Raw genomic sequence first — 20,929 nt, 5'->3', positions numbered from 1 at the left:
ACTAAAGACTCCATAGTTTGTGTGTTTGACTTACTGTTTATATCTATCTTTTTTAGACATAAACCAATAAAATATAACACAAAATGCTAAAGCAAACACAACACCAAAAACATTTTGAATCACTCTAAGACTAACCGCTCCTTGTAGTCCATAAGTCTCTGCAGCAATGGCTAAAGCACCAAATGTGTTAAATACTGCCTGCCAGCCATATTTTGCTGAAAATCCTACACCGATTCCACCAAGAATTCCTATATATGCATAGATTGACGAAGGGAGCAGAAAATATAATACTGTAAAACATATAACACCTGCAATATTTCCGACAATCCTTTTACGGACTCTGTAGTGCATATCTTCCATAAACGGCAAAATCACGGACATGGCCGCAATACCAGCCCACATTGCACGTGGCATATTACAAAGTTCTGCAATGCAAAGGACAATCGGTACGCATAAAATCTGACATATCTGCCATTTTGTTCTGGAAGAAGTGATATCAAATTCTTGTATCAGATCTTTCAGATTTCTTTTATAAGTTCTGTTTTTATGATTTCGATAAAATACGAAGCAGGTAAGTGCTGCACCTAAAGCCATTCCGACTAATCGCATCTGATAGCTTTTTCCCGTAACATCATAACCATATAGCAGCAGATACCCAAGACCCAATGTAGATTGATTAAACATGAATGGATTATGGCATCCGAACAGAATCAACACAGCCAGTGCCGCAATATTTAACAGCATTCCCGATACCGGCGAAAACTGATTTGCTAAATGCGGACATACAGTCATAATTACAAAGAACAAAGCCAAAAGCATCGTAGATTGTCCGGTGCGGATCCCCAGATCCGCATTTCTAAACACCATGAGACATAATAAGACTACTACACCTACAATGCTGTTCTCATTTCCAAATAGGATGCTGAAAATACTAACAAAGAAAAAACAAAATGCCATTGTAACAGCTATCTTCACCAGATATACCCACATATGATATAATTTTTCTTTTAGTGTTTCACTCTTTTTCAACAGGTTTTTAGAACCTGCCTGATTTAACTGCAACTCCTGATAAAATGTCATATAAATTCTCCCATCTTCTAATTTATCTTAAAACTATATAATCTCATCTTTCTGCTTTGGCAGCTCTATAACAAATCTGCATCCACCATATTCACGGTTTTCTGCTTTGATTGTTCCTCCGGCACTATCTACAATCCGTTTTACAAGTGCAAGACCTAGGCCATTTCCTTCTGCTTTATGAGATCCATCTACCTGATAGAACTTGTCAAATATTCTGGATTTTACATCATCCTCTATTCCTGGTCCTTCATCTTCCAGAATGAACTTAACAGAATCCTGTTCTTGTTTCAGAAACATCGTAATTGTCCCCTTTGAAGGGCTGAACTTAATCGCATTATCCAAAAGATTTATCCAGATATGCATAAAAAGTTCTTCATTCCCAGTATATTTAACTTCCTCCAATTCTACCTGAAAACCAATTTCTTTTTCTGTCCATTTTGTTTCCAATGAAAGAAATGCCTGGCGAATCTGTTCATCCAGACGATATTCTGTTTTTTTCATTGGTATATTCTGATTCTCTAACTTGGATAACAGCAAAATATTACCAACCAATCCGGAAAGTCTTTGGGTGTTAAATAAGATTTTTTCTACATATTCCTCTTGATCCGGAGACAGTTCTTCTCCCTGAAGCAGCATTGTATATCCTTCAATGGCATTAATCGGGGTCTTAAACTCATGAGAAACATTAGATACAAAATCCATCTGCAGCACCTCTGTTGCACGAAGTTCTTTTGTCATAACGTTAAAACTTTGATAAGATTCTCCAACTTCTGCTATACGGCTGTTAGTTTCCAAATGCTGTTCAAAATCTCCCTGAGAAACTTCCTTCATTGCTTTACTAAGTCTGGTAATTGGTTCCAGCAACTTTGCATTAATAAAGGAAGTAATCAGCCCTGCAATCAATGTATTGAAAATCAAAAGCCAACCAAGCACAGGTATGCTGCCTGGCAGATTAAAAAAATGATTCAAAAAAGCAAATAATAAAGCAGATATGACTGTTGAAAATACAAGTGCCAGCCAGATTGCACCAGTCAGACAGGATCGGATCCGCAATCCTTTTTCTTTCTTTTGTTCCATTATTTTTTCACCACCTTGTATCCAATTCCACGCATTGTTACGATTTCAAAATCAGGGTTATCTTTAAAACGCTCTCTGATTCTTCCTATATGTACCTCTATCGTATGTGGGTCTGCCTCCGTCTCGTATCCCCATACTTCATCCATCAACTGTTGTTTTGTAAATGTTCTGCCTGGCGAAGCTGCAAGCTTATATAAAAGCAGGAATTCTTTTTTAGGCAAAACAAGACTTTCCTTATCAGTTGTAACCGTCATTGCATCATAATCAAACTCTGTTGAACCGATCACAATTTTGTGTTCATTCAGTATCTGTGCACGGCGAAGCAGTGCTCCGACTCTTAAAACCATTTCATTCACATTTACCGGTTTTACCATATAATCGTCACTTCCTGAAAGAAATCCCTGGCGCATATCATCAAAGGAACCTTTCGCAGTGATCATAAGTACCGGTATCTGATATCCTGCTGAACGGAGTTCCGACACCAGTTCATAACCATCCATAACCGGCATCATAATATCGGAAATGATCAGATCAATATACTCTTTATCCAATACTTCTAATGCCTGTGCTCCATCCGATGCACTTTTGACCTGATATCCATTCTTCTCAAGCACTTTTTGGAATAGCTGGCTTAATTCTTTATCATCTTCTACAATTAATATTTGAAACACGATCTTCTTCCTCCTTTATCAGAACAGATATCTTGCCCATCCAAGCAGATGCTGTACCAAAAATATTTTTCTCTGACGTTTCTTTGTCAATTCGATTGGCTCTACATGATACGGATCACGATAGGTTCCATCTTCCAATACCTGTCGGGACACTCTTTCATATTCCATCATGCCCTCTTCCAACTGTTTATTAATATCTTTACTGCGTATTACAAGCATCAGTTCCGTATCCAGATATGCACTTCTCATGTCCATATTAAAGGAACCGATTACAGACAGATCATCGTCAATCAGAATACTTTTTCCGTGGTATGAATAACCGCCTTCATATTCCCAGATATTAATTCCTGTACTTAAGATTCTATTTCTGTTTTTCGCATAATCGGCAGACCCAAATGGATTCCTATTATTCGCAACTGAATTTGTCATAATAGAAAAATCTGAAACGTTCTCTGCAATCTCCTCCAATGTATTATACATCATATCATTACAGATAATATATGGCGTGTGGATCTTCACACGATTTTTTGCATTTTTCATCAATTCTCCCAACTGATACCACACTACTGGTTCTTTGGAACCTGTGTGAATAGGATTTGACACTAATGTAATCTTTTCTGTCTCAAAAGTTTCGTCCGTATAATCGGTCTCGCAGATTCTTTCCTTATTCTCCTCAAAATATTTCTGATAGCTGTTCTGCAGCTCTAAAACTGCGTTCTTTACAGATTTTCTATTTGCCAGTTTTTTATTGTTATGAAAATAACCACTGTCTTCCTGATTCCATATGGTTTCAAAATACTCTGACAACTGGTTAACTGAATTTTCTTTCTCAGGTTCATCGCAAACCACTAACACGTCTCTGTCATAGTTCTTATGTCCCGGAAAATCACCCAGGAAATAATTGTGTGTATTTCTTCCCCCAAGAATATATCTCTTTCCATCTGCAATCAAATATTTATCATGCATTCTACCCATCATTTTCCACGGTTTCAATGGATTGGCCTTATTATACAGTTTAATTTCAACATTCTCATGGGAAGATAGTCCATAGAAATACGGATTTCCTTCCATATCAATCCAGCTCTCCATTCCATCTACTAACAGACGAATATGTACACCTCTGTCTGCCGCATCATGCAGTGCTCCTAAAATCAATTTTCCACTTTCATCGGATTGAAATGCAAAAGTAGAAAAAATAATTTCCTTTTTTGCATTCTTGATCAAACGCACTCTTTGTAAAAGCGCTTCTGGATTCTTTTCTATGATTACTGCCCGTTCTGTATTTTCACTGCATTCGTTCCATGACCCATTTTTTGTTTCTTTTTTGGTTGTATTGGACACTTCCGGCTGCTTTTTATATGCAACGCAGATTCCGAGCAATTCATAAAAAGCCACACATAAAAAAATTGCCAGTATAACAAGAAGGATTTTACATATTTTATGCTTTATCATTGTACATCACCTGATTCCTTTTTATTTCATACTTATACAATACAAAGTCAATCTCAATTTAACCTCAACAAAATTTATTTTTCATGCAGTAATCAGATCTATGCTGACAGTCACAATCGCCTTTCCTGTCTAGAACGACTCCTGCGTCAATTCATCGACCATTGTTCTGTCCTCCCGATATTATTTTCTCTATGCTTCCTGTCCTGTGTGGGTGGTCTTACCCACGGAATACCATTTTTGCTATACATCAGGTATCCTCCTTCTTTTTTATTTGAACTTCTGGACAATTTGTCCAAAAGCTGCTTTCTTGTTCTTTGTCCATGAAAGGACAAAAAAGAGCATTCATGCTTTTACACATAAATGCTCTGACGCTGTTTTATTATAAAATTGTCTTAGCTGTTGTTCCCTACAAACTGGAATTTGACTTAATATCCATGGTCAACATGCTGCCACTTTCCGCCATCTGTTCTAACTAAAATCCACTTCCAATCACTGTATGTACTATTTGGATTCAAAGACCCGTCTCCACCAGATGAATCAACATCGAATGAAGATAATAAAACAATGACTTCATCTGCATTGTTTCTGTCTGCCCAATCTTTATGATCTTTCGTGCAGTCATCTCCGGCATAGTAAATTTCTGTGAGAGTGCATCCTTTCCAGTCACTCTTAAACTCCTTTTTTATTGTGTCAATAGCGGCTTTAATATCCTCTTCTGAATAGCTCTCAGATTCAACATTATGAGTTTTTACTTCACTGACATCTCCACCACAAGCACTCAAAACAAATAAAAGCATAATACATAGCATTGTACATACGATTTTCTTCATACAAGACCTCCTTAAATACCGATTTTCTTGATTCTACAAACTGGAATTGAGATTTCATATATTCAAAGGGATTTAATAACTGTTATATTTTATTATCAAATATCTCTCAAGCCCTTGAAAACACTAAGTTTGTCGCAGGTGAGCTTTCCCTTATTGTTTCCCTTGTATTATATTGTCCCATGAGTTTTTACGAACTCTGATAAGGGAAAAAACAAGGGAAAGAAAATCTTATAAAATAGTATAACACAAAATAAAAGTGACATGGGGAACTGATTGAAATGCTTCTGATTTTTGCAACAAATGATTGATTGAACGATAAGGAGATTTGATACGATGAGAACGATATTTGCAGAATACAATCCACAACGCAACAGCATTGATGTTTATACTTCTGCTGGCTATATGCTCCGCATTGACTGCTGGGAAGCGGAGAAGAATTTAACAACTACTCCCGGATCTGACTGTGCATTAAACGCACTTGCCATTGATGAACCACTTGAGTATGCAAGATTGTATCTTGATGGAACGATGCAAATGTGGATAGATGCGGAAGATTCCTTTTAGGTATACGCAAGAAACGGCGGCTCTGATTTCTCAAAACCGCCGTTAGGATAATAACTTAAAATAGGCGCGCAAAATCACCTGCCCCAGCCAGCGTTTTTTTCTTTCCCCGTAGTCGGGGCAGGTTCATGCGCTATGCAATTATTCTTCTTTAGCTTCTATCAAGCCGATATTTTTTGCTCTGCGTTCCACATAGCAGCATATTTTCCGCCTTTCGCAAGCAATTCCTCGTGGGTTCCAGATTCAGCAATCCTGCCATCACCCATTACAAGAATTTGATCAGCGTTTTTGACAATGGAAAGGGTATGAGCAATCATTACCACTGTCTTTTTCTCTTTTAATAGATTAGCGATGGCCTGCTTTACGGCAAGCTCATTTTCAATGTCAAGAGATGCTGTTGCTTCATCCAAGAGCAGGATGGGGCTATTTTTCAGTATAGCGCGAGCTATTGAAATTCGCTGACGCTCACCGCCAGAGAGAAGATTTCCGTTCTCACCAGTCGGCGTATCGTATCCCTTTTCCATCTTACGGATGAAGCTGTCACAGTTAGCCTCCCGGCAAGCATCCTCGATTTCCGTGTCCGTAGCATTAGGGCGGGCGTGTCGGATATTATCCCGGATGGTATCGTCAAAAAGAAATACGTCCTGGTCTACCATAGAAACTTGTTCCAGTACACGCTCTGCGGCAACATGGTTAATGGGTTTACCTCCAATAGAAATCGTCCCGCCCGTTGCTTCATAATATTTTGCAATCAGATTCAAAATAGTAGATTTGCCAGAGCCAGAGTCTCCGACAATGGCCGTGAGCTTTTGATCTGGCACCGTAAAGGTGGCGTGTTTTAGTACAGGTTCACCGGGAACATACTCAAAATCTACACTGTCAAATGTGATTTCATGGGTAGCTGTGTGAAGCGGCTCCATGCTACCAGTTTCCTCTGGCTCATTCATTACACCCGAGATTTTGTTTTTTGAGATCATCAGGTTCTTATAACTGGTGAGGTCTACAAAAATCGAGTTAGCCAGCTTTGCACAGAACAGGGGCAGCATACAAATCAAAAGGTATTCCACCGTGTTCAGTGTCCCTGCGACCCAGGGGGCATAGGACAGCAAGATAACCAGCGGGCAGGACAGCCAACTCAAGATACCAAAGCCCGCACCAATAGGAAGCACTTTTGCCTCGTATACAAAGCTAATCCGGCAAAACTCCCGCATGGCGTTGATAACAGTTTTGTTCTTCATACCGCCCACACCATAGGCTCGAAAAGTCTGAATACCAGAAACATACTCAACAATGCTACTGACATTCTCCGCACAAATATCGTTCTTTTCTTTTCCGTATTTCCGTACCATGCGGAAAGAAAGCCATAGGCTGGGGATTAAAAGAAGGTCGGCTATCAGCAGGATAATTCCAGCCGGAACATAGAGCGTCATAACAAAGACAATCAACATCAATGACAGGGCAAAATTCTTTGCCAAATCTCCGACTTTATGGGTCAGGATTTTTTCGTAGTTGTTTACGTCGCTTGTAATGGTGTTGATATAATCGCCAGTGTGCCCCTGCGAAAATCGGGACAGTGGGATGCGCTTCAAATGGTCGCCCATAAAAAGCCGAATCTTTTTGCTGACCTCTGCACCGCCAATCTGCGCTTTGGTATAACCGTAGCTGTAAATCAGGATACGAAGAAGAAAAACCACTGCAATTATACCGGTCAGAGCCAGAACACGGTTCATGTCAAATTGGCCCGACCACAAAAACTGCATAACAGAGTAAAGCAGCATAAACAGGCTGCCGGAGAGAAATCCTTCCAGAACGGTTCCGCTGACACCAATATAGAAATTGTGGTTCTTTTTCAATACATCATGCTCATTCATGCTGCTCGCCTCCCTCCAACTGATAAGTGATATTCCGGGCTGTTTCGTAGTCTTTCCACGCATTTCGATAGTAGGCATTGTTCTTACGAACTTCCTCATGGGTGCCAGCGCTGGTAATTGTATGATTTTCCACCACAGCCACCCGGTTGCACATTTTCAAAGCACTCAAACGGTGTGCTACTACAATGACTGTTTTGCCTTTGCATAGATTTTGAATAGCTTTATCAATCTCCATCTGATTTTCCGGGTCAGAGGCACTTGTGGCCTCGTCCAAAATTAAGATAGGTGCATTTTTCAGAATTGCACGGGCAATCGCAATCCGCTGTTTTTCTCCGCCAGAAAAGCGTGAGCCGAAACTGCCCACTTTTGTGTCATATCCATCCGGCAGGGACATGATAAAGTCATCAATCTGTGCCTCTTTTGCAGCAGCCCGCACTTCTTCCAGAGTAGCGTTACTACCCATGCGGATATTTTCCAGCACACTGTCACGGGTGAGGAAAGTCTTTTGAAATACGATGGCTATATTTTTCAGAATGGTATCGTAGTCAAGCTCCTTGACATTTTTGCCGCCAATCAGCACTTCGCCTTCCTGCACATCATAGAACCGGGAAATCAGTTCAATCACAGTGCTTTTACCGGCACCAGATCTGCCCACAAGAGCCATGCGCTCGCCATCACTGATTTTGAGATTGACACCATGCAGCACATCGGTTTTTCCGTCATAAGAAAATCGAACATTCCGAAGCACAATATCATGGTTTTGGGGGAAATCTGTTCCACCCTCATAAATCGGAATATCCAGTATCTCTTTGGTTTTGGTGATAGCGTTTAGTACATTTGCAAAGTTTGTTCCCAATTCCTGCAAAGGCCTGATTTCAGTTAAATACATAGAACCGACATACAAAAATAGCAAGAGCGTACTGGCAGCCAGTGAGCCTTTCAGGAAAAACATTCCGCCGATTGGAACCATCATCAACATCCCACATTCGATGATAACAACAAAGGCCGCATAAGGTGGCCCCATGCGCCGGGAAGTTTCATTCCACATGGCGTTTTCTTCCTGGATAGCGTCTGAAAACTTTTGAAACGATTTGCTCCCCATGTTATAGGCTTTAATCAATTTCATGCCGCTGATGTACTCAATCATAACCGAGTTCAGTGTGGTAATGGAGTGATTGGCCCGTTCCATCAGGTCATCCGTATTGCGGAACATCATCCCCATTACAACAACAGCAAGGATCAGCGGAACCAGGGAAATCAATGCCAGAGGAATATTGACGGTCATCAGATAAATAAAGATGACTACCGGCCCCACCAGATAGCACACAAGGTCAGGAAGGTTATGGGCCAGAAACAGCTCCAACTTTTCAATATCTTCATTCAGAACCGTTTTTATGTCCCCGGTGCGCCGTTCATTCAAGGCCCCTAAAGGCGCTCTGGCCATGTGTTCTGCAACCATGCAGCGCACTTTGAAAAGAGCGCCATAGGCCCCTTTGTGGGCTGCTACGCCGGAACAGCCAAACAGGGCAAACCGCAAAGTTACCGCCACTGCAATCATTACCACGGTATGTACAACAAGTTCCTGCGTGCAGGTATGATTGAAGGTGGCGTCCATCAGCCGGTAAATTCCAATGTAAGGGACGATAATGCAAAGACCGCTGACCGCCGATAGAAAAATTGCCAGGAACAGCCAGATTTTTTGCTCACCGGCCCAGTGGAGCAGCAAAGCTACTCTGTTTTCTTTTTTCTGTTTCATAGATCACCTCTCCTTTCCATCTGAAACAGAGAACAGCTCTCTCAATTTCGGGAGGGCATCCATTGTAACTGGTACATCATCGGGCATTTCGCCCTCGTCAAAATGCAGGACACGGGAGCAGGTACGGCAGACAAATTCAAAATCGTGGGTGACAATGAAAATAACCTTTCCCATATTGGACAACCGGCGGATCAGTCCCGCCACCTGCGTCATACTGTCAAAATCAAGGCCGCTGGTCGGTTCATCGAATACCAGCAGATCTTTCCCACAAATCATGCTAACAGCTACAGCTACTCGTTGCTTTTGACCGCCAGAAAGCGTGTTTGGATGGCGCTCCCGATATTGGGTAAGGCCTAATTCCTCCAAAGTTGCATTTACCAGTGTTTGATCTGGATTGCGTATACCAAAGGAGCACTCTGCCGCCACGCTGTCAGCGAAAAGTTCATAATTCACATCCTGCATAACCATGTAAGAGCGTTTCAGCCTTTCCTTACGCTCAATCGGCTCGCTTTCCCACAAAAATTGTCCATCGCAGTCTTTGTGAAGCCCACAGAGAGCGCGGGAAAATGTAGTCTTTCCAGCTCCGTTGTGGCCGACAACACCAATCACTTCGCCCTTTCCGGCGGATAGCTCAATGTCATGCAAAATTGTTTGCTTCTTGTAACGGAGCGTCACATTCCGCAGCTCCAATACAGGGGTAGGCGCAGGCAAGTGGGCTTTTTGCGGGAATACCGCCTGTAGATCAACAGCTCGCAGCCCCATGTGTTCACGATCAGGTTCAGATAGCTGCCAAAATTCTTCCGGGGTGTATATTCCTTTGATTTCTCCTTTTTCCAGATAAACAATTCGGTCAGCCAACTCCATCAGGTAGTACAGACGATGTTCCGCTATCAAAACTGTTTTGCCCTGTTTTTTTATCAGCCGCAAATGTTCCTTTAGTTCTTGGATCGAAGTCATATCCAGATTAGAGGATGGTTCATCCAATAGATAAATCTGTGGGTTCATGGCATAAACAGAAGCAAAGGCGATTTTCTGCTTTTCTCCGCCGGACAACTCAAAAATATTTCTGTTTCGCAGCTTTTGAATATGCAAATCTTCAGTTGTCTGCTCTACTCGCTCAGCCAATTTCTCAGGAGGGCGAGCTTCATTTTCAATTCCAAAGGCAATCTCACTGTCTGTATCAACATTGAAAAACTGCGTCCGTGGATTTTGGAAAACGGAGCCAACCTTAGCGGCAATCTGATACATGGGGATATTGCTGATTTCCTGACCATCTACCAGCACACGGCCATGAAGCTCCCCCTGATAAAACTGAGGGATCAGTCCATTCACCAGCCTTGTAATCGTTGTTTTTCCGCACCCGCTGCGGCCACAGAACAGGACGAATTCTCCGTCCGAAATTTTCAAATTGATGTCGCGCAGCCCACCATGTTCCTGCCCCGTATAGGAAAACGATACATTTTCAAACTCAATCAACCGATCACACCTCCTCGCACACATAATTCAAAAATCAGATAAGCTACGGCAACGGCCATGACGCCCCAATCGGAAATTCCGCATTTTATCTGGACAAGACAGGTGCGTGGATTGGGATTTTCAATTCCACGAGTGACAGAAGCAACAGAAAGATCATCCGCCGCTTTTGAAGCTGCCATCAATAAAGGCACATAAATACACTCAACCGTCATGCCCGGATGTGTTAAAAAGCCCGCCAGAGATGGTGAAACATCTCTCATTCGCATAGCGTCTGTGATATAGCGCCAGTCCTCTTGAATAGTTGGAATGTACCGCAGCATAACTGCCATAGGAATTACTAACTTTTTGGGTGCGCGGACACGGTTCATAGCAGACAGGAACTCATTGACTTTTGTAGTAGTCAGAACAATCCCAGCCAAGGTTCCGCACGCATAGACCTTATGAAACAAGCCTAAAAAGGCAATAAACATTGTCCGCAGCGTGCCTGTCATTTCTGCCATGATCCAAACTGTCAGGGCACAGATGACCGCATAAAAGCATACAGCCTTAATGACATATTTCCACTTTCCAAAGAAAGCCCCCAATATCGCAATCAGCATAACAAGGATAAATTGATATGCAAGTGAGGGCGCAAACATGGACGATAAAACACACATAAGAATAAGAAAGAGCTTGGCCCGTGGGTCGAGCCAAAGCTCTTTCTTGTGGCGTTTACCGCTCATGCTGTAATACCTGCTTTTTCAAACTGCTTTTTCAGCATTTTGCAGCCTACAAAAGCGCTGATTGCAGATGTAATGATAACCGCAGCAAACATGGCAATCAGGATGCCGGTATTTGCAGTTGCCTGCATGGTGTCGATGTAACTCTGTTCAGTTCCGTTCCCCAACATGGTCTGCGCCCAGCCGTTGGGGTCAGCAAAGAACACGATATATGAACCAGTGCCACCGAGAGAGAACAGGATATAAGACAGGCTGTTGAGTTTTTTGCTTTTGTACTGCCCTACACCAGCAACAAAGTCCGCGACAATCGCCATGATCATGTAGCCCAATGCAAAAGCCCAGTGCATACCAGTCACGAACCAAATAATACCCATGATAACGCCCATTATAGAAAGGCTCCAACGCTTATGTACTTTTGCAATCAGCAAAAGATAAATGGGGCCAGCAAGCAGCCCACCTCCTGCTGGCATGAAAAAAGTAAGTACAGGATTCGTTGCAAAAAAGACACCGCCCACCAATACAAAAACAAATAACAGTGCAGTAAAAATACCTGTTGTTACAAGGTCTTTCACTGTCAGACCTTTGTTCATAGAATTTACTTGATTACTCATTTTGACCTCCTACCTTTCATTGTCTTGACTCGACAAGTGGTTTGTGATATTCTTCGGTTAGATACCTCTAATCTTCGTCTAATACAATACGCATTTATCGAACAACATTCAATAGGTTCCGGCAATGTTCGTCTGTTCCTTTCAAAAGTTCGTCTAATCGTTGCAAAAAGGAGGCGGTCTGTTTTCATGTCTGAAATTATTGACCAGTTTTATACACCGCTACTGATTGGACACGGTTTTATCCGTGACCCAGACAACCAGCAATATGGGGCATTAGGTGACTGCTGGAAACTTTCTCCCGAAGTTGGAGAAGGCACCTACTGGACTTATGGACAGAAAGACTTATATGATATTAAAATCCATAACTTTTCCTTCCACGAAGATTTCATGTTGGAATGCTCCATGCCGGAATGTCTGAGTATCACTCGGTATGACTCTATTTCCGGGGAGGAATTATCTCCATACCGTAGACTGTCTGCCGGTTGTATCAAAACATTTATTGGAGGCTACGCTCCATACAAGGCTTTGATACATAAAAATATTCCAATCCGTTCGGTTGGGATTGAGATTGCACCGGCATATTATGAGGACTACCTGAAAAAACTGTACCCGGAGGCACAGATCAATCCTGTGGATGCATTTCGGAAGATCGACCAAACATCCGACTTTCCAGAAATGTCACGGTTACTCACAGAAATCAAAGACTATCGCGGGGAAGGGATTGCAGCAAAACTTTTTTATGAGGGTAAAGTCGCAGAAGCTGTTTCAATAGTGGTGGAATATCAGAAGAAACATCCTGATAAACCGGCCCATAAGCTCTCTCAACAGGATATTGAAAATCTCCAAATAGTTGCCGCTTATCTTAGCGATCACTATGCTTTTGATATTCCTCTGGAACGGCTAACACAGATTGCCTGCATGGGAACAACAAAGCTCAAAAGCTGTTTTAAGAAATACTACGACTGCACCATCACGGAATATGTTCAACAGCGGCGCATGAGTCAAGCAGAATATCTGCTGGCATATACAGAGCTGACAGTCGGGCAAGTTGCCCAAACAGTAGGCTATTCCACTTCAAGCCGATTTGCAGAATTATTCCGTAAAAGCACTGGATTGTTGCCACTGGAGTACAGAAAAAACGCACAGCGAAAATAAAATGAGTGCCAGAGGAAACTCTGGCACTCGTGAAATTTTTCACCCACATTCTAGTCGGGCTTAGCCATGTGTGGAATATATACGGAATGCATCGTCAATATTCCACTGCTGCTTGCGGTTGTTACCAAGATAGTGAGAGCTCATCTGAACACAAAGTTTCCATTGCCCTTTTTCGTACCTAAACGAAGTAAGATTTCATGTGCATGCTCATCACTGAATTTTTAGAATAATCTGTCCTAGCACGAAAGTAAATATGAATAGTTTCTAATAGTTTTTTAATAATATCCTCTGGCTTCTTGCCATCCTTTTACATACCACCTAATTCCAACATATACCAGTTGCACCAATAATAAGAGAAATAGCATATTGATCGGCAAGACTGTCTTTATCCAATCTCCAAAGTAGATTGTTATTTCCAGGCTTATAAGTGTTACCAGTATGGTAATCATATCCCAACAGTATTTCTTATATAGCCCTGCAATCTTTATCCCTATAAACGCTACAAGTATTCCCGCACCCACCAGACATCCACCGCAGATCAGTATTCTTATCAGCCAATATACAATTCCGGCAACGACAGGATTGGATATTCCATTACTAATCTGTGCCATGTTCTTTCCTGTCAGTATAATCCACCCTGCAATGGTCTGTATAAAAGTGGCGATTGTATCAAAGAATACCACGCAATCAGAAATAAATATTTTTGACCGTATCATCTGAAAAAGAGTAGTTGATACGGAATACCATATCAGCAGAAACATCAATGCTTCATACATGGCTGTTTTTGTTTTATATCTGCCTGCCAGTTTTTCTCTCTGCGTATCATACTTTTCCTTGGCTTTCAGATAAGCTGTCAGGTTACAGTTCCCACACTTTTGATAGAGTACCGGCTTTTCAACCGGTATCTCTACTTTTTTCTGATGAGAGAGTGCATAGTCCCGTTCCTGTTCTGCCTGCCTTAGCTTATCTTGACATTCCTCTGTCATGATTTCGGCAGCGTGCGTTTTCTCTTTCTCGCTCTGCAACAATTCTTTTGTTTTCCTCAAGTCGTTCTTTAAGGCTTGAATGTTCCCTGCTCTGTTCTCGCTGTTTAACCTCTCGTTCAAGGTCAGCGATTCGTCGAGCTGCATTTTCAGTTCCCGGATAGTCCTGTCTTTCTGGTCGAGTTCTTCCTGCATCTGCTCTGTCAGCAGAAGCAACTCTTCCAGTTGATCGTCGCTCTTTGAGTTTCTTAATTCGTTCATCAATCGACCTTCCTTTCTCTAATTGCTGTTCAAGTTCAGTAATTCGCTGTTCTGTTTCTGCAATAGCCGGTTCTCGCTGTTTAATTTCTGTGCCAATTCCTGCCATTGCTGATTTTCGTCTGTAAGCTTCTGTATCTGGTCTGTCTTTTCTTCCAGAAGTATCAACAGTTCTTCTGTATCCGGCAAGATTTGAAGCAGTTCTGATAATTCGCTCTCTAATTGCTGCAATCGTTCTTCCTTCTCCTGAAAGCACATCAGCTTCTCGTCCTTTTCCTGTATTTCCTGAAGCATCTCTGCCATGATATTCTGCTGTTCCTCTATCTGTGTAATCATTGCTTCCATCATGGGAATTACTTCTTTGCTTTCTTCTAATGTCATTCAACCACTCCTTCCATATTGACAATGCACCGGATACCTTACCAAAGGTTGTGATTACCTTTTGCAGTAGTGCATTTTGTTTTTTAATCATCTGGTTTTCCTCTACCTTCCATGAACCATTCCATATCTGTCCGGTGAGATATTTTTCCTCAATCTTTCTTGCATCCGCACCCTCATGAATCGTAGGGATTTTTAATTTGCCCTGTCTTTCATAAGAGCGGTGGTCAATCTGATTGTCTATGGATAAATGCCGGTTACACATCCCAGCCCATTCGCTTCGCCATAACTCACAATTCTTTGGATTATTCCAGCCGGTAGCATCGGTCAGAACCCGTTTCCATTGTTTTCTGTTTCTTGCCCCGACTTTCTGTACTCCGTTTTCATCAAGTACCGGAATACGGATTCCATGACGGTCTGGATTTTTCTTATCCTGCCACCAATCCGGGTGGGATTCATCAACCACGATATTTTCCTCAGTATCTCTGACAAAATCCCAGTCCTTGACTTCTTTGTTGCCCCATGAATGATCCGGATTGAATGGTCGCATGGTTACAAGTAAATGCACATGTGGGTTTCCATCGTTCTTATCGTGTATGCTCCAATCGGCACACATTCCCTTGTCCACGAAAGTTTTTTGAATATATTCGGTTGTATAATCAATCTGTTCCTGTCTGCTCCATTCTTTCGGTAAGGAAAATTCAAACGAGCGTCCAAGCTGTGCATCTGCATTTTTTTCTATCTTCAATACCTCATTCCATAGCCGCTGTTTCTGAAATGTGATTTTAAACTTTTCCAGTGCGGCTTCCTTATCGCCTGCCCTTTTATAACGGATAGACTGTTGAAACCTTTTTATATTTTCTTCCGGTACATGCAGCCATTCAGGAGGTGCATTTTCACACATCATCAGACTGGTGTAGACGACTTCCTTTTTGGAAGTGTAGTAGCTGATCCTGCCTGTTTCCTCATTTTTCATCACATCTCCATTAAGATATGCCGATGCGGATATGACAGATTTTCCTTTACTGCGTCCGACAATCTTTACTGTAAAGTGAAATATCGCCATGATACGATTCCCCCTTTCTGCCGTATCCGGCATTGATTTCCGACAGCATCTTCTTCTAGTTTGGCAGGAGTGAAGCTGTCGGAACGCCCTCTGCGCAAGAGTGCCCCCCTGCGGCATGAGCAGGTCTGGCTGAAAGCCCCGCCGACGGAACGAGCCCGGCAAGCGTAAGCGCAGACCGGTTGCCACTTGTGGCAAACTTATAAGGACGACCTCTGGTTGTCCATAAGTGCGCCCTTCATTCAAAGGCAATGAAGGGAATGGAAAACCCACTCCCTCCGCCATTACACTTCCTCCATGTCTGTAACTAATTCTTTCTGCATCGCTTTTGAGAAAAACTTCCCGTTTGTTTCCTGCCTTTTTAAGAAGCCTATCAACTTTGGTAAATCTTCCTCCTCAATCGGACAGCCAAGAACTGATTCCACCGCTCCTCCAATCTGACAGAGCCTGTGGGTTCGTTTTTTACTTTCTTCCGCTTTCTTTCTCTTTTCCAGTTCCTTCCGCTGTGCTATGAGCTTTTTTGTAGCTTCAATGCTTTCCTGTTCCTTTTTCTCTAATGCACGTATTCTTTCTTCATAAGTCTTTGTTGATTTCGCCATATCGTCTTCATCCTTTCTTTTTCCGATAAACAACAGTTCCCGGTTGCATATCAGGAGAAGCACATGGTATAATCCTCTTGCGTGTAGGTATATCATGGCTTCGGTCTGATAGAACCTTTGGCGGTTTCGTAGGAAGCCGCCTTTTTAAGTTGCCACATTTCTTGTGACAGCTTTTACATTTCCTTTATCCCTCAGATCTCGCCCCTCGTTGGCTTCCATGAACTTTTCCAGAATGTCAGTTTTAATAAGGACTTTTCTTCCGACTTTTAATACCGGAAGCTTCTTCCATTCAACCAGCTTTCTCAAAGTGTTTCTGCCAATTCCTGTATAGTCGGCTGCTTCCTCGATGGATAATGCAATCTTTCTTTCCGTCATCTTGTCACCTCCCGTTAAATTGCATTATGCAATTTTTGTTGTGCTGTTAGTATAGCGGTTTTATATTGCGTTGTCAAGCGTTATGAAATTTTAAAAATAATCATTAAATTGCATATTGCAATCATGTGAGGTACATGCTATAATTCATACATACCGAAAAAGGAGGCAATCAGCATGAAAGATAAAGAACTACGCAAGCTGATAGGTAGCAGGGCAAAACAGCGTCGTCTGGAATTAAATCTGACACAGCCTTATGTTGCAGAGAAGATGGGAGTTACCGCTTCCACAATCCTGCGTTATGAGAATGGTTCGATTGACAATACCAAAAAGATGGTGCTGGAAGGTCTTTCGGAAGCACTTCATGTATCTATTGAATGGCTCAAGGGGGAAACCGATGAATACGAAACCGATATTACGGATAAGAAAGAATTACAGATTCGTGATGCAATGGGCGATATTCTCAAACAGTTACCTCTCGACCTTAGTAAAAAGGAAGATGCTTTTTCCAAAGATTTACTGCTGTTGATGTTAAAGCAATATAACCTGTTTCTGGAATCATTCCAGTTTGCCTGCAAGAATTACAAGGGCAACACGAATGAAGCTGATATTGCAAAAGTAATGGGGTTTGAATCGAATGATGAATATAACGAGATTATGTTTCTCCGGGAGATCACCCACACTGTTAATGCCTTTAATGACATGGCAGATATAGTAAGGCTTTATTCCAAGAAACCGGAAACAGCAGAACAAAGGCTTGCAAATCTTTTATCCGAAGTTTTGTATGAGGATTCTGATTCGGTATAGAACGACAACCGGAGTTATGATATACTTACACGCAAGAAGCCTTTCATCAGTTCCGATTGTCTGATATCGAAAGGAGACACACGATTATGGCAAAAGGATCTGTAAGAAAAAAAGGAAAGAAATGGTACTACCGCTTCTATGTAGAAGATGCAAGCGGCAATCTGGTTCAGAAAGAATACGCTGGAACAGAAAGCAAAAGTGAAACGGAAAAACTGCTCCGTCAGGCAATGGACGATTACGAAAGCAAGAAATTCATTGCAAAGTCGGAAAATATTACAGTTGGAGAATTACTTGATATATGGGCAGAGGAAGAATTAAAGACCGGTACTCTCAGTAATGGAACGGTCCAGAATTACCTCGGTGCTATTACCAACATCAAGAAGCATCCAATTTCAGAGAGAAAGTTGAAAAATGTAACATCTGAGCATTTACAAGCCTTCTTCGATCTGCTTTCCTTTGGTGGCACTTATCCCGATGGTTCAGAAAGAAAAGGTTACAGCAAAGATTACATTCGTTCTTTCTCGGCAGTATTACAGCAGTCATTCCGGTTTGCAGTATCACCAAAGCAATATATCACTTTCAATCCGATGCAGTATATTAAGCTGAAATACCAGACGGATGAGGTTGACCTGTTTTCTGATGATGACATGGATGGCGATATACAGCCAATTCCACGAGAGGATTATGAAAGACTGATTGAATTTCTACAGGATTACAATCCACCGGCAATTCTTCCAATCCAGATAGCTTATTATGCAGGACTTCGTATCGGTGAAGCCTGTGGTCTGGCATGGCAGGATGTAAATCTTGAAGAACAGTGCCTTACAATCAGACGCAGTATCCGATATGATGGTTCAAGGCACAAGAATATCATCGGACCAACCAAACGAAAAAAGGTAAGGATTGTTGATTTTGGAGATACACTAGCAGAGATTCTTCGCAATGCCCGAAAGGAACAGCTTAAAAACCGAATGCAGTACGGAGAACTTTATCACAAAAACTACTACAGAGAAGTAAAAGACAAAAACAGAGTTTACTATGAGTTCTATCATCTGGACGGAACAGAGAATGTTCCAGAGGATTATAAGGAAATATCCTTTGTCTGCTTAAGACCGGATGGAAGTTTGGAACTGCCAAGCACGTTAGGAACTATTTGTAGGAAGATTGCTCAGAAACTGGATGGATTTGAAGGATTTCATTTTCACCAGCTGCGACACACCTATACAAGCAACCTTCTGGCAAACGGAGCAGCACCAAAGGATGTGCAGGAACTGTTAGGACACTCAGATGTCAGTACCACAATGAATGTCTACGCCCACTCCACGAGAAAAGCCAAACGGGAATCCGCAAAGTTACTTGATAAAGTGGTAGGCAACGACTAAATAAAACTTTCCCTTATTTCCCTTACGATTATCTCATAAGGGCAAAAATAAGGGAAAATACATATCATTTCACTAATGAATAGGCTAAAAAGCCTGTAAAATAGGGAAAGTTATAAAAATATTTCGGCAAACTGAAATTTGCTTATTTTAACCAAATCGGACCGACAATAAATATTCCCCAAAAGAGAACTGTAATAATGACTAAGGCTTCAGATACAGACCAGTAAATGATTTTATATTTTTTTACCGTAAGAGGATATATAAAATATATCAGTACAACTAATAGCTGTAAAATGATAAATAGTATTGTTTCCTCAACCGTTGCAGATATGAAAAAGTCAGCAGCGCCCTTTGCTACACCCTTACCTATAAGCCAGATATTGACTGCCAAAAAAGAAACGATTGAAAGAATTAGCTTTACACCTAATCTATTCATGTTATTCCCCTCCAAATTCAAATTTGTATTATTGGTTATTATATTTGGCGGCTTGTTCTTTCCAGTATGCCATAATATTTTCAACCATTGTAATACACTCATTTTTAGCAGTAGTTTCATTATATTCTTGCATATTGCTGAAAATATGTCCGCATGGTTCTAAATCATCATCTTCAAAACCACCACAAACGCCAACAAGCCATTTACCAAGCAACGACGCTTTGAATTTGAAAATGTAATAATGCATTTCATTAAAATCAAATTCACCTGCACATTCAATTTTGAAAGGCTTTTTTCCTAATTCATGAGGGTCAGATAACCATTCAATCATTGCTGTTTGTGCTGCGTATAGCTGTTCCTTATTCATTTCCATATACCTCCAAAAATTCCGATTTCTCAGTTTTAAAAACTGGAAGTTATACAAATCTACATTCCGTTCGTAATATACATGACTATCTATAATCCTTTGGTATCTGAGCAAATTTTTTCAAAAAGCTTTCTCTGGTATTATCATTTACAAACAATTCTCGCAACTCTTTCTCATTTTCTTCTCCTAAGGACACATATTGTTGCAAAAATATTTTGGTTAAATATAGATAATTTCCCTGTATCAATCGATAGTAAGAGCTTTCTAATAGGGTGTTTATCATTTTTATGCTTTGCTCATAGGTTTTGGTCTCTTCATAAAAGGATCTAATAAGAGGCAGAGTATAATAAAAAGCAGCTTCATACGCTTTTACCCTTTGCCTCATAGAATTTTCAAAATCTGCACTGTCTATATAACAGCGATTAAACGTCATATCTGCTTTTTGACATTTTCCTTCAACTATCTTATTATGGTTTTCCCAAATGTTTTCAAAAAAATGCGTAAATATACTCTTATCCGTTCTAACATAAACTGCTTTTTTCGCTGACATTTTGGGAATAAAATCATAGTTCCATCCCCACTTAAAGCTTCCACCTAAATCAGTTTGCTGGAATAGACTTAATACCCTGCGACGATGATTGCAATAATCATCAGCCCAGATACGATTACCAAGATATCGCATGCCTAGTTCTTTAGCAATCAATGGTGAAAAAACTTCATCTAATAACATATTCCACCCTTCCACCATCAAATCTCTCTCCGTATGTTCTGCTTCATACTCCGGCAACCAAGTACTGATTAAATATTTTTTGTATTTTTCAAACTCCATACTATGTGAATTCTCCATAAATCCTTGTTACTTACCCGTAATTTGTGACTAATTCATTAAATTCCGATTTTCTTGATTCTACAAACTGGGATTTATCTATTAATTCTCTTAACTTTCCCCTATTTTCAAGGCTTCCCGCCATTGAAAATTCTATATATGTATCCTTTTCCCTTGTTTTTGCCCTTATGGGATAATT

At 41.1% G+C, this 20,929-nt stretch carries 21 protein-coding genes and 1 pseudogene; 4 read left to right on the top strand and 18 right to left on the bottom strand.

Annotated elements, in window-relative coordinates:
* Positions 1–30 precede the first annotated feature (30 nt).
* The 5 genes from ARA78_RS06340 to ARA78_RS06315 all read right to left on the bottom strand — a co-directional run bounded on the left by ARA78_RS06340 (position 31) and on the right by ARA78_RS06315 (position 5,110).
* Positions 31–1,080 carry an FUSC family protein gene (locus ARA78_RS06340; protein WP_055280241.1) on the bottom strand — a complete coding sequence of 350 codons (1,050 nt, stop codon included), beginning with the start codon at positions 1,078–1,080 and terminating at the stop codon, positions 31–33.
* Positions 1,081–1,113: 33 nt separating this feature from the next.
* Entirely contained in the window at positions 1,114–2,157 is a 1,044-nt protein-coding gene (locus ARA78_RS06335) for a HAMP domain-containing sensor histidine kinase (protein ID WP_055145211.1), read from the bottom strand.
* Entirely contained in the window at positions 2,157–2,828 is a 672-nt protein-coding gene (locus ARA78_RS06330; RefSeq protein ID WP_003698938.1) for a response regulator transcription factor, read from the bottom strand. The genes ARA78_RS06335 and ARA78_RS06330 overlap by 1 nt, the downstream gene beginning before the upstream one ends.
* A gap of 18 nt (positions 2,829–2,846) precedes the next feature.
* Complete coding sequence (locus ARA78_RS06325; protein WP_055280240.1) at positions 2,847–4,280, bottom strand: phospholipase D family protein; 1,434 nt, start codon at positions 4,278–4,280, stop codon at positions 2,847–2,849.
* A 425-nt stretch (positions 4,281–4,705) separates the two neighbouring features.
* Positions 4,706–5,110, bottom strand: a complete 405-nt coding sequence (locus tag ARA78_RS06315; RefSeq protein ID WP_004853444.1) for a lipoprotein — start codon at positions 5,108–5,110, stop codon at positions 4,706–4,708.
* 333 nt (positions 5,111–5,443) lie between these two features.
* On the opposite strand from ARA78_RS06315, the gene ARA78_RS06310 reads away from it, so the two are divergent.
* Positions 5,444–5,674, top strand: a complete 231-nt coding sequence (locus ARA78_RS06310) for a DUF6061 family protein (RefSeq protein ID WP_009203541.1) — start codon at positions 5,444–5,446, stop codon at positions 5,672–5,674.
* 158 nt (positions 5,675–5,832) lie between these two features.
* On the opposite strand, the gene ARA78_RS06305 is transcribed toward ARA78_RS06310, so the two are convergent.
* From ARA78_RS06305 to ARA78_RS06285, 5 genes are read right to left on the bottom strand one after another with little or no spacing between them, the layout of a single operon-like run.
* The gene (locus ARA78_RS06305) at positions 5,833–7,542 is read right to left on the bottom strand and encodes an ABC transporter ATP-binding protein (RefSeq protein ID WP_055280239.1); all 1,710 of its coding nucleotides are present in this window, start codon (positions 7,540–7,542) and stop codon (positions 5,833–5,835) included.
* Positions 7,535–9,298 (bottom strand): ABC transporter ATP-binding protein, encoded by a 1,764-nt coding sequence (locus ARA78_RS06300; protein ID WP_055181072.1) that lies wholly within the window; start codon positions 9,296–9,298, stop codon positions 7,535–7,537. Before ARA78_RS06300 ends, ARA78_RS06305 begins: the two co-directional genes overlap by 8 nt.
* A gap of 3 nt (positions 9,299–9,301) precedes the next feature.
* A complete protein-coding gene (locus ARA78_RS06295; RefSeq protein WP_055181073.1) occupies positions 9,302–10,774 on the bottom strand; it encodes an ABC transporter ATP-binding protein in 1,473 nt (490 codons plus the stop codon).
* Positions 10,771–11,496: an energy-coupling factor transporter transmembrane component T gene (locus ARA78_RS06290; protein WP_015524536.1), complete on the bottom strand. Its 726-nt coding sequence runs from the start codon at positions 11,494–11,496 to the stop codon at positions 10,771–10,773. The genes ARA78_RS06295 and ARA78_RS06290 overlap by 4 nt, the downstream gene beginning before the upstream one ends.
* Positions 11,493–12,104, bottom strand: a complete 612-nt coding sequence (locus tag ARA78_RS06285) for an MptD family putative ECF transporter S component (protein ID WP_055181075.1) — start codon at positions 12,102–12,104, stop codon at positions 11,493–11,495. Before ARA78_RS06285 ends, ARA78_RS06290 begins: the two co-directional genes overlap by 4 nt.
* Before the next feature lie 186 nt (positions 12,105–12,290).
* On the opposite strand from ARA78_RS06285, the gene ARA78_RS06280 reads away from it, so the two are divergent.
* Positions 12,291–13,259 (top strand): AraC family transcriptional regulator, encoded by a 969-nt coding sequence (locus ARA78_RS06280; RefSeq protein ID WP_055280238.1) that lies wholly within the window; start codon positions 12,291–12,293, stop codon positions 13,257–13,259.
* 275 nt (positions 13,260–13,534) lie between these two features.
* On the opposite strand, the gene ARA78_RS06275 is transcribed toward ARA78_RS06280, so the two are convergent.
* The 5 genes and pseudogenes from ARA78_RS06275 to ARA78_RS06260 form a co-directional block, all read right to left on the bottom strand.
* Positions 13,535–14,245 carry a DUF6040 family protein gene (locus ARA78_RS06275; protein ID WP_055280237.1) on the bottom strand — a complete coding sequence of 237 codons (711 nt, stop codon included), beginning with the start codon at positions 14,243–14,245 and terminating at the stop codon, positions 13,535–13,537.
* Positions 14,223–15,944 carry a MobA/MobL family protein gene (locus tag ARA78_RS06270; protein WP_055280309.1) on the bottom strand — a complete coding sequence of 574 codons (1,722 nt, stop codon included), beginning with the start codon at positions 15,942–15,944 and terminating at the stop codon, positions 14,223–14,225. Before ARA78_RS06270 ends, ARA78_RS06275 begins: the two co-directional genes overlap by 23 nt.
* Positions 15,920–16,226, bottom strand: a pseudogene (locus ARA78_RS14240) (hypothetical protein). Before ARA78_RS14240 ends, ARA78_RS06270 begins: the two are co-directional and overlap by 25 nt.
* On the bottom strand, positions 16,226–16,540 hold the full coding sequence (locus tag ARA78_RS06265; RefSeq protein ID WP_041254741.1) for a hypothetical protein: 315 nt from the start codon (positions 16,538–16,540) through the stop codon (positions 16,226–16,228). The pseudogene ARA78_RS14240 and the gene ARA78_RS06265 overlap by 1 nt, the downstream one beginning before the upstream one ends.
* A 144-nt stretch (positions 16,541–16,684) precedes the next feature.
* Positions 16,685–16,915: a helix-turn-helix domain-containing protein gene (locus tag ARA78_RS06260; protein ID WP_003505382.1), complete on the bottom strand. Its 231-nt coding sequence runs from the start codon at positions 16,913–16,915 to the stop codon at positions 16,685–16,687.
* A 174-nt stretch (positions 16,916–17,089) separates the two neighbouring features.
* Between ARA78_RS06260 and ARA78_RS06255 the strand changes: the two genes are divergently transcribed.
* Both ARA78_RS06255 and ARA78_RS06250 read left to right on the top strand, forming a co-directional pair.
* Entirely contained in the window at positions 17,090–17,719 is a 630-nt protein-coding gene (locus tag ARA78_RS06255) for a helix-turn-helix domain-containing protein (RefSeq protein WP_055280236.1), read from the top strand.
* An 86-nt stretch (positions 17,720–17,805) separates the two neighbouring features.
* Positions 17,806–19,101: a tyrosine-type recombinase/integrase gene (locus tag ARA78_RS06250; protein WP_055280235.1), complete on the top strand. Its 1,296-nt coding sequence runs from the start codon at positions 17,806–17,808 to the stop codon at positions 19,099–19,101.
* Between the two features lie 142 nt (positions 19,102–19,243).
* Here ARA78_RS06250 and ARA78_RS06245 read toward each other — a convergent pair whose 3' ends face one another.
* From ARA78_RS06245 to ARA78_RS06235, 3 genes are all read right to left on the bottom strand, one after another.
* Entirely contained in the window at positions 19,244–19,537 is a 294-nt protein-coding gene (locus ARA78_RS06245; RefSeq protein WP_055272230.1) for a hypothetical protein, read from the bottom strand.
* A gap of 28 nt (positions 19,538–19,565) precedes the next feature.
* Positions 19,566–19,904: a hypothetical protein gene (locus ARA78_RS06240; protein ID WP_055272228.1), complete on the bottom strand. Its 339-nt coding sequence runs from the start codon at positions 19,902–19,904 to the stop codon at positions 19,566–19,568.
* Between the two features lie 85 nt (positions 19,905–19,989).
* A complete protein-coding gene (locus tag ARA78_RS06235) occupies positions 19,990–20,733 on the bottom strand; it encodes a hypothetical protein (RefSeq protein WP_044998366.1) in 744 nt (247 codons plus the stop codon).
* Between the last annotated feature and the right edge of the window lie 196 nt (positions 20,734–20,929).

Source organism: Coprococcus eutactus (genome assembly GCF_001404675.1).
Taxonomy (GTDB): Bacteria; Bacillota; Clostridia; order Lachnospirales; family Lachnospiraceae; genus Coprococcus; species Coprococcus aceti.
This window is presented reverse-complemented; position numbering and strand designations above follow the sequence as displayed.

Bases quoted from the DNA above. Each gene is read 5' to 3' on its own strand.
- ARA78_RS06340 (WP_055280241.1), bottom strand. From the start codon at position 1,080: ATGACATTTTATCAGGAGTTGCAGTTAAATCAGGCAGGTTCTAAAAAC.
- ARA78_RS06335 (WP_055145211.1), bottom strand. From the start codon at position 2,157: ATGGAACAAAAGAAAGAAAAAGGATTGCGGATCCGATCCTGTCTGACT.
- ARA78_RS06325 (WP_055280240.1), bottom strand. From the start codon at position 4,280: ATGATAAAGCATAAAATATGTAAAATCCTTCTTGTTATACTGGCAATT.
- ARA78_RS06315 (WP_004853444.1), bottom strand. From the start codon at position 5,110: ATGAAGAAAATCGTATGTACAATGCTATGTATTATGCTTTTATTTGTT.
- ARA78_RS06310 (WP_009203541.1), top strand. From the start codon at position 5,444: ATGAGAACGATATTTGCAGAATACAATCCACAACGCAACAGCATTGAT.
- ARA78_RS06305 (WP_055280239.1), bottom strand. From the start codon at position 7,542: ATGAATGAGCATGATGTATTGAAAAAGAACCACAATTTCTATATTGGT.
- ARA78_RS06300 (WP_055181072.1), bottom strand. From the start codon at position 9,298: ATGAAACAGAAAAAAGAAAACAGAGTAGCTTTGCTGCTCCACTGGGCC.
- ARA78_RS06290 (WP_015524536.1), bottom strand. From the start codon at position 11,496: ATGAGCGGTAAACGCCACAAGAAAGAGCTTTGGCTCGACCCACGGGCC.
- ARA78_RS06285 (WP_055181075.1), bottom strand. From the start codon at position 12,104: ATGAGTAATCAAGTAAATTCTATGAACAAAGGTCTGACAGTGAAAGAC.
- ARA78_RS06280 (WP_055280238.1), top strand. From the start codon at position 12,291: ATGTCTGAAATTATTGACCAGTTTTATACACCGCTACTGATTGGACAC.
- ARA78_RS06275 (WP_055280237.1), bottom strand. From the start codon at position 14,245: ATGACAGAGGAATGTCAAGATAAGCTAAGGCAGGCAGAACAGGAACGG.
- ARA78_RS06270 (WP_055280309.1), bottom strand. From the start codon at position 15,944: ATGGCGATATTTCACTTTACAGTAAAGATTGTCGGACGCAGTAAAGGA.
- ARA78_RS06265 (WP_041254741.1), bottom strand. From the start codon at position 16,540: ATGGCGAAATCAACAAAGACTTATGAAGAAAGAATACGTGCATTAGAG.
- ARA78_RS06260 (WP_003505382.1), bottom strand. From the start codon at position 16,915: ATGACGGAAAGAAAGATTGCATTATCCATCGAGGAAGCAGCCGACTAT.
- ARA78_RS06255 (WP_055280236.1), top strand. From the start codon at position 17,090: ATGAAAGATAAAGAACTACGCAAGCTGATAGGTAGCAGGGCAAAACAG.
- ARA78_RS06250 (WP_055280235.1), top strand. From the start codon at position 17,806: ATGGCAAAAGGATCTGTAAGAAAAAAAGGAAAGAAATGGTACTACCGC.
- ARA78_RS06245 (WP_055272230.1), bottom strand. From the start codon at position 19,537: ATGAATAGATTAGGTGTAAAGCTAATTCTTTCAATCGTTTCTTTTTTG.
- ARA78_RS06240 (WP_055272228.1), bottom strand. From the start codon at position 19,904: ATGAATAAGGAACAGCTATACGCAGCACAAACAGCAATGATTGAATGG.
- ARA78_RS06235 (WP_044998366.1), bottom strand. From the start codon at position 20,733: ATGGAGTTTGAAAAATACAAAAAATATTTAATCAGTACTTGGTTGCCG.